General features: G+C 46.3%; 13 protein-coding genes. 2 read left to right on the forward strand and 11 right to left on the reverse strand.

The window, feature by feature from the left end:
• Positions 1–256: 256 nt before the first annotated feature.
• Entirely contained in the window at positions 257–634 is a 378-nt protein-coding gene (locus tag ABYP33_RS14415; RefSeq protein WP_373091830.1) for a carboxymuconolactone decarboxylase family protein, read from the reverse strand.
• 295 nt (positions 635–929) lie between these two features.
• Here ABYP33_RS14415 and ABYP33_RS14420 point away from each other — a divergent pair, with 295 nt between their 5' ends.
• On the forward strand, positions 930–1211 hold the full coding sequence (locus ABYP33_RS14420) for a metal-sensitive transcriptional regulator (protein WP_373091832.1): 282 nt from the start codon (positions 930–932) through the stop codon (positions 1209–1211).
• Between the two features lie 40 nt (positions 1212–1251).
• Here ABYP33_RS14420 and ABYP33_RS14425 read toward each other — a convergent pair whose 3' ends face one another.
• The 4 genes from ABYP33_RS14425 to ABYP33_RS14440 form a co-directional block, all read right to left on the reverse strand.
• Positions 1252–1491: an EamA family transporter gene (locus ABYP33_RS14425; protein ID WP_373091833.1), complete on the reverse strand. Its 240-nt coding sequence runs from the start codon at positions 1489–1491 to the stop codon at positions 1252–1254.
• Positions 1492–1833: 342 nt separating this feature from the next.
• Positions 1834–2682 (reverse strand): universal stress protein, encoded by an 849-nt coding sequence (locus ABYP33_RS14430; RefSeq protein WP_373091834.1) that lies wholly within the window; start codon positions 2680–2682, stop codon positions 1834–1836.
• Positions 2682–4175: a SulP family inorganic anion transporter gene (locus tag ABYP33_RS14435; RefSeq protein ID WP_373091836.1), complete on the reverse strand. Its 1494-nt coding sequence runs from the start codon at positions 4173–4175 to the stop codon at positions 2682–2684. The genes ABYP33_RS14430 and ABYP33_RS14435 overlap by 1 nt, the downstream gene beginning before the upstream one ends.
• A 285-nt stretch (positions 4176–4460) precedes the next feature.
• Positions 4461–6437 carry an acyltransferase family protein gene (locus ABYP33_RS14440; RefSeq protein ID WP_373091838.1) on the reverse strand — a complete coding sequence of 659 codons (1977 nt, stop codon included), beginning with the start codon at positions 6435–6437 and terminating at the stop codon, positions 4461–4463.
• A gap of 435 nt (positions 6438–6872) precedes the next feature.
• Between ABYP33_RS14440 and glf the strand changes: the two genes are divergently transcribed.
• Entirely contained in the window at positions 6873–7967 is a 1095-nt protein-coding gene (gene glf, locus ABYP33_RS14445) for a UDP-galactopyranose mutase (RefSeq protein WP_373091840.1), read from the forward strand.
• Between the two features lie 51 nt (positions 7968–8018).
• Here glf and ABYP33_RS14450 read toward each other — a convergent pair whose 3' ends face one another.
• From ABYP33_RS14450 to ABYP33_RS14475, 6 genes are all read right to left on the reverse strand, one after another.
• Positions 8019–8804 (reverse strand): DUF4422 domain-containing protein, encoded by a 786-nt coding sequence (locus ABYP33_RS14450; RefSeq protein ID WP_373091842.1) that lies wholly within the window; start codon positions 8802–8804, stop codon positions 8019–8021.
• Positions 8805–8926: 122 nt separating this feature from the next.
• Positions 8927–9907 carry a glycosyltransferase family 2 protein gene (locus ABYP33_RS14455; RefSeq protein WP_373091843.1) on the reverse strand — a complete coding sequence of 327 codons (981 nt, stop codon included), beginning with the start codon at positions 9905–9907 and terminating at the stop codon, positions 8927–8929.
• A gap of 344 nt (positions 9908–10251) precedes the next feature.
• Positions 10252–10782, reverse strand: coding sequence for a DapH/DapD/GlmU-related protein (locus ABYP33_RS14460; RefSeq protein WP_373091845.1), 531 nt, complete (start codon positions 10780–10782; stop codon positions 10252–10254).
• Positions 10783–10795: 13 nt separating this feature from the next.
• Positions 10796–11824, reverse strand: coding sequence for a hypothetical protein (locus tag ABYP33_RS14465; RefSeq protein ID WP_373091846.1), 1029 nt, complete (start codon positions 11822–11824; stop codon positions 10796–10798).
• Positions 11825–11948: 124 nt separating this feature from the next.
• Positions 11949–12758 (reverse strand): glycosyltransferase family 2 protein, encoded by an 810-nt coding sequence (locus ABYP33_RS14470; RefSeq protein ID WP_373091848.1) that lies wholly within the window; start codon positions 12756–12758, stop codon positions 11949–11951.
• Between the two features lie 31 nt (positions 12759–12789).
• A partial coding sequence (locus ABYP33_RS14475; RefSeq protein WP_373091849.1) for a sugar nucleotide-binding protein occupies positions 12790–13146 on the reverse strand: 357 nt, incomplete at its 5' end.

Below are 13146 nucleotides of genomic sequence, written 5' to 3' on the forward strand. Positions count from 1 at the left end.
CAGGGCATCTTATTATTTTCCCTTCAAAACAAGTCTGGTCGAAAAAGACTCATGGATCAGGCGGAGTCTAATCCAATGCCAATACTGTTTGCCGGGGTATCGGCAATGATGATCTTCTTTTTGGTTTGTTTTATTACCTCACAACTGCTTATTAAGTTTATTGTTTAACTGAAATAATCAATTGAATCTTTGGCCATGTAATAAACGAGATAGCCAAACTCGCCGTACAACAAAGCCTTAAACTCATAAAATGCAATCAAGCCCCATAAGAATCAATGACTTCTCGCGCTACGCGCATTGCCGACAAGGCCGCAGGGTAACCGCAATAAGCCGCCGCATGCATAACGATTTCTCGAATTTCCTCTGGGCTAACGCCATTATTTAGCGCCCCGCGCACATGGCCTTTCAGCTCTGCGTGCGCCTGTAGCGCAATAAGCATAGACACCGTTACAATGCTGCGCGTTTTACGATCTATGCCTTCGCGGGTCCACACTCCGCCCCACGCATGCTCCATCGCCGCCTCTTGCAGAGGCATATCGAAATCTGACGCATTGCCTAATGATGCATCAACATGGGCACTCCCCATGACTTCACGACGAATAAGCTCACCGACATCCCGATCTTCAATACTCATAAAATTTCACCAATAAAAGTTATATCTAAAATAGCATCAGCTGCCGACTTCTGAACAACAAAAATAGCAAAGTTCCAATTGTAACCACAAGTATTTACGGATTTTCGCGGTATTTAAAGAATTTAAGCTAATTAGCGCCATTCATAGCAGCAATAGCGGAAATGCCTGCGGTGCCAACTAGTGGTAGCAGCGCACCCACATTGTCAAACAAAACCTGATTTTATGCGCTTATCTCTCGCTGTAGCGACCTAGCGGTATATACTGGGCAGAGTATAGGCATCGAAGATTAGGCACTATGGAACAGGAATGGAACAAAAGGCGCAAAGCCCTCATCACTCGCCTGAAAAAGGTAGAAGGACAGCTGCGCGGCATACAGAAAATGATGGAGGAAGAACAAAGTTGCGAGCGCGTAGCGCAACAACTGTCAGCTGCCCGTAAGGCCCTCGACAAGACGTTCTTTGAAACCATGGCCTGCGCAATGCAACAAGAGCTGTCTAAAAGCGACAGCACTAAAGACGACGCACTACTGAACGAGCAGATCGGTCATATTACGGCGCTATTAAGCAAATACGGTTAAGGCCTAACGCAAGCCCATTGGTGCCGACAGTCGAGTGACCCTAGACGTTTCCCCGGACGAGCACCCCGAAGCGAATGCTTGCCACCTGCCTTTGAATTGTATCGCTGCCTAGCCAGCGCGCAGCGACAATAAAGAACAATGCAGACATAATGAAGCCTGCACCAAGCCATTCTAGCCTGTTCACCGACTCACCCAATATAACCACACCTGCAACCATGCCCACTACCGGCACTCCCAAAGTGAACGGAGCAACTCGGCGAACTTGATAACGCGCTAACATTTTAGCCCACACTCAGTAGCCCACACCGTTAGTAACAACAACCAAGTGCTTATCGATGCATTAAGCCAATTTTGCTGAATGGCTCTCCCATAACAACTGCATCAGTAAAAAAGGAAGGGGTTACCCACCGCAAAACCATATTTTAATGAATGAGCTTACAAACTCTGGCCAAATTAGCGCTGCAGTCGAAAATATGCGGCGGCAACTGCAATAAATTAAAATTATTTACACATCGCACTAGGCAGCTGCCACCTATCTTTTTCTCATATTCAAGACACCGGACAATTCATTGATACGCCCTGCGCACTTGCATACCTTACCGGCAGTGAGCTCACCATTTTTCTAGCGCAACAACAGTAATGGCTGACGATTTTTCTGCAGCATTTTCGCTGTAAAGCTACCTAATAACATATTGCGCAGAGGATGGTGGCTGTAGGCTCCCATCACCGTCATATCAATTTCATTATCAGTTTGATACTGGCATAAAACTTCGTCGCCACGCCCTTGCAAACACACGGTAGTATATTGAATATTTGCCTTTGCAAGTATGCTCGACGCCGATAACAGTAAACCTTCGCCAAGCTGGTCCTCACCGACATAAACCAAGTGGCACGAAATATCTTTAAATAGAGGGCTATTGACCATCATATCGAGCGCCTTTTTGGCCGCGTCCTGACCATCATAGGCCAGCATCACTTTCTTCGGTGTAGTAAACGCCTTATTCACAACCAATACCGGTTTGTGTAGGGCGCGAATAACCGTTTCTAAATGAGCACCCAACTGCCCCTCGCGATGCTCATCACCCCGCACCCCCATAACGAGTACCCGAATCGCTTCTTCGTGCTCAACCAAGGTCTCTTGAAGGCTTCCGTTACGCTGCCATGTCTCAATATCACTTACGCCATCGGCCGCCACACGCCGGCGCGCAGCATCGAGCATTAGCGTACCTTTTTCCATCAAGAGCCGGCTGCGATGCTGTTCAACTTTAATAATTTCTTCCAACAGTTCTTCCTGACTGCCCAGCCCAATGCTGCCGCTCAGGTCGGCGAGCGGCGCTTGCGGGCGATGTTCCAGGTTGTGCAGCAGTTTTACCGGCGCACCTGTTTTACCAGAGAGCCAGGCGGTATAATCACAAACCGCTGTGGTCAGACTCGCGCCATCAATGCATCCCAATATGTAATTATTATTCATTAGTGCCCTCCGAGAACTTTTTCGATTTCTTCCGGCTTATCGTGAACGCCAAAGCGGTCGACGATGGTTTCGCTGGCTTCATTTAAACCAATTAACTCGACTTCTGCGCCTTCACGGCGAAACTTTAATACTACTTTATCAAGCGCCGCCACCGCCGACACATCCCAAAAGTGAGCGCGGCTCAAATCGATAACCACTTTTTCGTTGGCTTCTTTAAAATCAAAAAACGCGACAAACTTATCGGCTGAATTAAAAAACACTTGGCCGATCACTCGGTAATAGCGCGCGGCGGTCTTTTCATCAATTTGACTGTCGACATACATAAAGTGGCTAACTTTATTTGCGAAGAACAATGCGGCTAACAAGACGCCAACAAATACCCCAAAGGCCAAGTTATGGGTCCACACTACCACGGCAACGGTGGCAATCATCACCACATTGCTCGACAGTGGATTAGATTTCAGATTACGCACCGAGCCCCAATTAAACGTGCCTATCGACACCATAATCATGACCGCAACAAGGGCTGCCATTGGGATAATTGAGACCAGATCACTCAAAAACACCACCATAGTCAGCAACATTACCCCAGCAACCATAGTAGATAGACGGCCACGACCACCCGATTTCACATTGATTACTGACTGACCAATCATGGCGCAACCCGCCATGCCGCCCAACAAACCTGAAAAGATATTAGCGACGCCCTGCCCCTTGCACTCACGGTTCTTGTCACTACCGGTATCGGTTAAGTCGTCGACAATCGTCGCGGTCATTAGCGACTCTAACAATCCGACCACCGCCAACGCTGCCGAATAGGGGAATATAATCGCCAGAGTGTCCATCGTCATCGGCAAATCTGGCCAGAGGAAGACAGGCAAGGTATCGGGCAGCTCACCCATATCCCCCACCGTGCGAATATCCAGCCCAACGAATAGACTAAAGGCCGTCAAACTCAATATACATACCAGCGGCGACGGGATTACCTTGCCGATGACAGGCAACAGCGGGAACAAATAGATCACCCCAAGCCCAGCCGCGGTCAGGGCGTACACATGCCAAGTCACGTTAGTCAGTTCCGGCAACTGAGCCATAAAAATCAATATCGCCAAGGCATTCACAAAGCCGGTAACCACCGAGCGCGATACAAAGCTCATCAGCTGACCGAGCTTTAAATAGCCCGCCACAATCTGCAACGCGCCGGTTAATAGCGTCGCCGCCAATAAGTACTGCAAACCATGATCTTTAACCAAAGTCACCATTAACAATGCCATGGCGCCAGTCGCCGCTGAAATCATGCCGGGCCGCCCACCGACGATGGCGGTAACTACCGCGATACAAAACGAGGCGTAAAGACCTACTTTTGGATCAACGCCCGCAATAATAGAAAAGGCTATGGCCTCAGGGATCAGCGCTAGCGCTACAACGAGGCCGGCGAGGACATCACCGCGGATATTGCCCAGCCAATCTTCTCTTTTCGAAACTAATAGCATACCAAGATTTACCATAATTAATTGTTAGACCGACGCACCAGAACGCTTACGATCGGGCATTATACCCTCTTTCGATTTGCGACGTTTTCAGGAACAGCTCAAGCACCAGATATGCACAGAAAAATAACATTGAGCGCAGCATTTGGCGCTAGGAGAAGCCCGGCGTCCTATAGTATGGCGGCCCCAGAACAATAAGGCGCAAAAACTCAAGCTTAGCAACAGAATAACGGTCAAACGCGAGGTAGCCCCGGCACTCAATATCAGCAATGGAAATGTCGCTACAATCTATTTCAGGTAAAAACGCAGCGTCGGTGCGATATGCTCGACAAAGTACTCAGCCCCCGCTTTAGAGAAATGCCCGTAGTCAATTGCTATAAAGTCTGTCTTCTGGTCTCCCACTCTTGCCAGACACTTTCCTTGGGCATCACAGAGCTCGTTGATAGCGGAAATAAATCCAAGTGCGTGATCTGCAGCAATACGCTCAATCATCGCGTCTTGTTCATTGAGAATGATTGCGGGCTGCATTGGCGACGCAGTCCCGTCCAACAATCTGTTGACGTTGCGATATGACACTCGTTGCGGACTCACCTCCCAGCGCGGCACGGGCCCTATAATTAAAAGCTTAGCCTCCGGAAAAGTCGCCTTAAGTCGCTCTATCGTATTCACCAACACCACGCCCAATTCGGTAACGGTCAAATGGTAGTCATCATAGCCCCAATCGGAATGCAAGATGATCAGATCAGGCTTAATCTGCAACATTTCTCGTAATACTTGCTCGGTATTTTCTGGGCAATCCTTTCGATAAACGCCCTTTACGCCAAACAATGACGGACACGCAGCATGCGTCAACTGAAAGATCGAAAAGTGATCTTGCTCAGACAATGCCAGCAACCCAGGAAAGAGCGATGCCGCATGCGAGTCACCCCAAAGCGCGACCTTATACCCTTCGGTACCCTGCCCCTGCACACAGATATCGTCGTGAACCAGTAATTCAGGCTCTTGCAAGTGACAGATATTCGTTTGCACGTGGTCCCACCACTTAAAATCGATTGTGTCTGTGTAGTACCTTGCGCTTTCCGGAAACCGAAAGCCCAGACCATCAAACTTGCAATTAAGCCAACCGAAGCCGCCCAAAAGCATCAAACCTAAACACAGCGCTTGTATTTTTAGCCTCTTATGCCCGCCAAAGCGAAAAGGGTTTTCAACAAAGCGGTATGTAAACCATGCCAGGAAGACTGAAAGAGCAACAGCGGAAACTCGAAATTGAACCGAAGCCCGGTCACCGTTCGCAAGATTGCCATAAGACAACAGAGGCCAATGCCATAAATACAAGGGATAACTTACTGCACCAAACCATAGCGCTAGCTTATTAGACAGCACGGCTCGACTAAGCAATGCGGTTGCTCCCCCAGCAATAACAAACGCTGTCCCCAGAACGGGTATCAGAGCCCAAATGCCAGGATAAACAATATCCTCCGGAAGAAATAACACGCCGCCGAATAGTAAGATTAAGCCGGCAAAACTAAATACATTGTATGTACCGGCCTTCGCTAGACTGGGTAAACGCCGGAACAATGTCGCCGCCAAGAATTGGTCATATTTCTGCCGGTGGGCGTCTAAAGGCGCTTTCCGAAAAATACTCATCCATGCCATCAGCGCGCCGACAAGCAGCTCCCAAAATCGACCTATAGGCCAGAAAAAAACCGCCTCTGTCTCGCCGCTCACAAAAGCGACATTCAATATAAAAGAAAATGCCGCCACACCGATCATTAACTTCAAGATGCTCGCATTTTTCCGCCAAACAAGCCAAAGCGCTAGCGGCCACAGAAGGTAATATTGCTCTTCTACCGCCAAACTCCACAGGTGCAAGAGCAGCTTTGTTTCAGCCGCCGGATCAAAATAACCAGCCTCACTCCAAAACACGAAATTCTGAATAAATACTGCGCTTGCCGCCGTGTGCTTACCTAGCTCAAGGTATTCCGCCGGTAGCAATAAAAACCAAGCCGCAATATTCGTCATCGCCAAAACAAATATCAGCGAGGGGAAAATTCGCCGTACTCGACGACCAAAGAATTCGCTGAAGCTGAACTTTTCAGTTTGTAAGTCAGATATCAAAATACTCGTAATGAGATACCCAGAAATGACAAAGAAAACATCAACGCCAATATAGCCTCCAGGTAATGCACCGGGAAATGAATGGAATATAACAGCGGATATGACGGCAAACGCGCGTAAACCATCGATTTCTGGGCGGAATTTCATCCACGATCCTCTTAAAGAGCACAATTTACTCAGCGCGAAATTTTACAGCCAGACAAAAGAACAATAAAGGAACAAACGCACAAGATAGGCACGCAACTATCCTACTACTTATAATATTGGGTAAACCCCCAACATACCCTTAGTATGTACGTCGCGTATCCAAAGCGTGATATGAGCAAACGCCAATTCACGCGGTAAATGCAGCGCATATAATTTTCTTATTGTTGGCCGCGCGCTAGAATTCACCATCAAATTCACACAAATAAAAATTTGCGAGTTAGATGCCGCCAATTAACAGAGCAAGCCAAGCTTAAATCGCGCCCACACTATACAGCAATGATCGAAATTGCCATGTATTATGCTGGGCTACTATTAACCTGACGCCTAGCTCGAAGATATACGCCCCAGACTCAATCACGAGGAGAAAGCAACAAAATGTTTGACTACCTAATTGTCGGTAGTGGATTGTATGGCAGTACCTGCGCCCACGAGCTTAGAAACAGAGGAAAACGTGTACTCGTCGTTGAAAAGCGCGATCACATAGGTGGCAATATTTACACTGAAAACGTCGAGGACATACAAGTCCACCGTTACGGCGCCCATATATTCCACACTAATAATAAAGACATCTGGGATTACGTTAATCAGTTTGCCGAGTTCAATCGTTACACCAACTCACCAGTAGCTAATTACAAGGGTCGAATTTTTAATCTTCCATTCAACATGAACACCTTCAATCAGCTCTGGGGCGTGATTACCCCAGAGCAAGCCCAAGCGAAAATTAAAGAACAACAAAGCGAGTTCGCCTCCGAGTCGCCGCAAAACTTAGAAGAACAAGCGATCAAGCTAGTGGGGCGTGATATTTATGAAATATTAGTCAAGGGCTACACCGAAAAGCAGTGGGGGCGACCAGCCAATGAACTACCGTCGTTTATTATCAAACGTCTACCTGTGCGATTCACCTACGACAACAATTATTTTAACGACCGATTCCAAGGTATCCCTATCGGCGGCTACACCCAAATCATTGAAAAAATGCTCAATGGCATTGATGTTCGCTGTAATACCGATTACTTCAACGATCGCAATGCGCTAGACAAGATCGCCAAGACCATAATTTATACCGGACCGATTGATCGCTATTTTGACTACTGTTACGGGAAGCTTGAATACCGTAGCCTACGGTTTGAAACTGAAATTATCAGAAAGGCAAATGTCCAAGGTAATGCGGTGGTCAATTACACAGACCGCGACATACCCTATACACGTATCATTGAACACAAGCACTTCGATCCCGTAGACACCCAAAACTCGGTGATCACCCGGGAATATCCATCGGAGTGGCAAGAAGGCTTAGAACCCTACTACCCAGTCAATAATGAAAAAAACGATACACTCTACCGCCAATATCGCGATCTAAGTAGACTGGAGACCAAGGTCTTCTTCGGTGGGCGATTAGCAAGATATCGCTATTACGATATGCATCAAATCATTGCATCAGCATTAAAGGATTTACAAAAAATGCCATAGGGCTATTTTTGCGGCTACGCACATAATGCAACCGCACGATCGATAGCTACACTACCTCAACCAGCGCCGAGTAAATGCCCTAAGCCAAATGCGAACAACCTGCCGGCGCTTCTGACGTTCGATATTTCTAAGCCCGAAATATTTTATTCGCGGCTTCCTCTTTGCAAGCCAAACGGTAAAAAGCCGCTCAGCTAAAAAACCATAAACCCGCTTTTGATATCCATCATAGCCAGAAACACTAACCACCTCTTCCAGCTCAAATAACAGCGGAAATAGCCATTGGCAGTATTCATCTACCAGCGTTTTATTAGCAACAAACATATTGTACCTAACCAACTCATTGCCAAGCATTACGTCCCGAAATGCTTGATTATAGTCGGGGCACTTTTTTGCTATTATTTCCCGCACAGCCACCATATCAGCTTCATTATGACAGGCCTTATATTGATCGTAGACGCTTTCCTTATGCAACTGATATTTTTTGATGAGGAGAATGTCGTACCTCGCCAAGTAATGTCTTACTTCGCCCTCGCCTAGAATACCGAACAAGTCGCTATTACCAGCTAACCCTGGAAAAAAGCGTCGATAATGCACCAAACCAAGAACATCGGAATTGCTGTTCTTCCACATCCAGTACAGCGCCGTTAGTTCGCAATAAGAGCGATTTTTCCTCGATATATTGTCGCCGACATTATCTTTGCAACTAACAAGTTCGGCCACATTAAAATCACTACCAACAAGCAGGGGCTCATAAATCGCAGGCACCTTAGCAACAAAGTCCGAATGCGTCGCAATGTAAATTTTTATGTCACCACGCTCCTTATTAAAAATTTTCACCGGCCACTCCAACGCGCTAGAAATTAAAAAAATCAGCCAATTTTCACCAACATAAAAAGTAAATAAGCGTTTTGACCACAGTGACCAAGACAATCAGTAACTAAGCTCTGCATTCAGGCTTATCACCAAAACGCCAAAAGGATAAAATACCACTTGCCTCGGCAAATCCTACGACGATATTTTTCTTGCTGTGGAAATAGAGCAAGAAAATTATCCCCATGTTTTTTAAGAAAATAGCGCAATTTAAAATTATAAAAAACGCTATCATAACGCGAATAACAAGCGTAGAACTCTTCGAGTAATTCCCGCTCTCGTCCGACAAGGATATCTGCCGCGAGTACGGTGCGGATAAACTCGCAGACCCGATCGACTTCTCGCAAAGTTTTTAGATACTTAGCCTCAGTTCGCTTCGTCTTCGTTTTCCAGACCGCATTATTTTCATGCTGCCGATAGAAAGACAAAACCTTATTACTGGCCTTAAGCTTGCCTCTGGATGCAGCAACTATCGCTAGCCACTGATCGTGAAAGGGCACTTCACTCATTGCAGGCATCGCCAAACTTAACAACTCTTGCGTTATTAAACTTGCATGACCGGTAACGCAATTATTTAGCATTAATGCCAAGGGACAACGACCTTCCAAGCGATTAACCTTTGGAAAGTTTATATCCAAAAGATTTCCTTCAAAATCGACAGGACTTACCTCGGAATAAATCAGCCAGTTATCACCAATTTCATTATATAAAGTTTCAATTTTTTCGGGGAACCAGATATCGTCTTGATCCGCTAAGGCAATAAACTCGCCCGTGCACTCCCCCATGGCCTTTTCAAAGTTCCGTACAAAGCCAATATTCTCGCTATTACGGATCACACGGATCCGCTCGTCGCGCGCAGCATACTCATCAAGCAACAATAAGGTACCGTCAGTTGACAAGTCATCGACAATCACCAGCTCAATATTCTTATATGTCTGGTTTAAAATGGAATCCAATTGCTCCGCCACAAAGCGCTCGCCATTGAACGTGCACATCGCTACAGATATCTTAGGGGGGGCGCTTAACACGCTTGCAGTCCACAACGATCTATGACAAACCCCGATACACACATTTCAGCACGCGCCAAAACTTTAACTCGCAATATTCGCGTCGCGCTCATTTAAACTTCCGAATCCAAATAGCCATAAAAAATTTCTGCCTCTGCATACCATCCCACCTCAATTAAATCGAAAAAAGAGATTTTATGGCGGGTTTATTCACGCGGTATGTGGCGACTCAAATCAAATCCAAACGTGATAACTCGTTTGTAGATTCGGAGCCATGATGCATAACATGCATATAACATCAAGGCTGCTTCACTACTGCCCAAGTATAAACACCGACCACTATTTATAATTCCGCGCAAAGCACCATACTTAAATTAGAAGGCGCTTTATACACTATTAGCCCGCAACTAGAGCCTTTTTATTACCTTAGCCGGAGAGCCAGCCACTACACAATTACTTGGCACATCTGAATTAACAAATGCATTAGCGCCAATCACCGAATTCGCCCCTATTGTCACGTTTGTTGCTATGACTGCGCCCGCGCCGATCCACACATCGTTTCCAATACTAATATCCCCTTTGACCAACGGCCTGCTCAAAGCTCCGGGTACACCGTACTCGTGGGTACTGGAAAATATTTTAACATGAGGCCCCATTAGCACTCGATCGCCGATGCGAACTGTCCCAAAAGCCTCAACAAAAGAACCAACCCCAACCACAGAGTTTTCACCAAGGGAAAACCCACCGCCAACCTGAATATCAACCAAACGCCGTAACTCAGCGCGAGCGCCAAGCTCAAAAAAATCAGTACTCTTACCGATAAATATTCGAGTTTTCTCTTGTATACGCGCACTACAACTAAGCCCAACAATAGGGGTACGCTTTTTTTTCAAACGAAACCCAAGCAAATAGCGCCGAAACCAAAAATCCAACCTCATTAGACACCCGTTATCATTCAAACATGCCCATTAAATATGATTTACTGACATAGCGAGTGTTCATTAGTTTTTTCACCGCTAACTGCTTATTTCTCAGCATATAATCGAAAAATTTTGCCGACGAATGAACGTCGTACACGATATCATCAAGTTGGCTAGGCAATTGGTCGTATTCAAGATCGAAGTATGCCCCACTCCCTGTCGCAACTCCCTTACCCACACCGGCCACAGGCAAACCCAGTAAAGCGTACTGCAGAAGCATTGTTGAGTTAATCCCAATTACCCCCCCGTAACGATCAAAATCAGTGTACGGATCAACGTCTGAACGCTGATACTTTACATTGTCATGAGCCGGCAAACTCAAATAGCTTGCCCGCGGATGCGGACGTGCAATAAAACTCACTTGTGGGTATTGCTCCGCAAATTTAGAAATAAAAAGCGCCATGCTCTTCACTGGCGATGAAAGCGCAATGTTTGTATCGCCTTCATCTTGCAAAGGTAAAAATATAGGCTTTGTCGAATCAAATTTTTTCATCCCATAAAAACTTGGCAACTTCAACCATCGAAAGTAGCCAATAGACGCTCCCAGCACCTTGCTTCTAGCTCGCGCAAAACTTGTTGCGTTGAACTGGTGATCTTGAAGCCCTTCTTTTAAAAATTGGGCATTAGCATTAGTACCGAATTCACTAAAATAACAGGTACCAGCCTGAGGAAACCAGCCAGCCTCCGCATATATTAATTTTATGCCTTCAGGACAACTTCGCCTTAGCTTGTCGTCAGCATCGGTACGCCCACCCCATACAACAACACACTGAATGCTGTTCTGGACTAAAATCTCTGAAAAAATGTCTTCGTCTTCAAAGTAGTATTTATATTTAGAAGTAACAAACCTTGCTTTGACTGATTTCTTATTACAGTAAAAAAAAATCTCATGACCAAGATTAGCCAGCGAATTCGCCAACGCAAAAAAAACACTGTGCTTAACCGCCCAACGCTCCGGCCGATCCTTTTGGTAAACTCCTAAGGTAAATAGGACTTTCATTACACTTCCTCCCGACCAAATTACAGCAAGCTCACGCGCAGACCAAGCAAATCATGAATGTGCTCATACGACCACGAGTACAAATCCAGCCCCACCAATAAACCCTACCTCCTAGACAACTTTTCTACTCCATGCGGTTCGATTCCAATAACACTGATTCGACACCTTTAAGTTTAGCGCGGGCGCGTAAATAGCGACTTTGACCAAAGGTCAGCAACGCAATAAATTTTCGACGACGATTATCGTCAATATATTTTTCAACCACATTTGGAGGTAAATTATGTTTTCTCGCATACAACACAAATGATCGACCTTTATGGAAGTGAATAAACTCATTCACTGATGTTGTGCGCTCAGTGGATCCCGCACCGACATGAGGAATACTAACATTACGGCAGTGTATAACCTTTAAGCCAGCATCATTGGCACACTTACAAATATCGACGTCTTCCCTATAAAGGAAAAACTGCTCATCAAAATAGCCAATGGGGTCCATTTTTTCTTTATCAAACAATAACACTGCACCAACAAGCCAGTCAGCGGCCTCTATATTCTGATCGACTGCGGGTTCCAAGGCTGGACCGGCTATAGCCGCGTCATGGGCTTTCAACTCCGCCAGCAACTGCTGTATCGCTGACTCGGACAACTCCGTATCTGGATTAAGTATCAGAACGTAACGCGTCTTACTCGCAGCAATCCCTATATTGCACGCGCTACCAAAACCACAGTTTTCAGCGTTTTTAATTAACTCGACATCCTGTCCGTATTTACTCAGTAAGCAATCAGTCTCGTCAGTACTGGCATTATCAACAATAAGCCAGCGCGGCAGCGGAGCGCTAGCCGTACTGCGCAGTGAATCGATATGCCCACCCAATACCTCCGCGCTATTATACGTCACGGTTACCAGGGTCAACTCTGCAGCTAGGTCTTGCATTTTTACTTCCTATTATTAAATCATTTAATACTTATACTGCTATTTTCGTGACCAGCCCAGTCACCGCAAACCGCCACTCGCTCGCACTCACAGCATAGTCCACATAGATCTTAGCGGTACTCAACACCGAGTACGCAGGCCGCGTCGCTGGGGTTGGGTAGTCTGGCGTTGCAATGGCATTCACCACTGGTACGTTGGCTAAGGCACCCCACCGATGAGCCTCCTCAAATATCGCCATGGCAAAACCGTGCCAGCTCACCGTCTCGTCGCCAGCATAGTGATAAATACCGTAGCGCGCTTCTGGTAGATTTTGCTCTTCACGCTCATGCAATTGCCGAGCAACACTGATTAATGCCTGCGCGATATCCCCAGCATAGGTCGGGCAACC

The organism is Zhongshania sp. (assembly GCF_041584495.1).
GTDB lineage: Bacteria > Pseudomonadota > Gammaproteobacteria > Pseudomonadales > Spongiibacteraceae > Spongiibacter.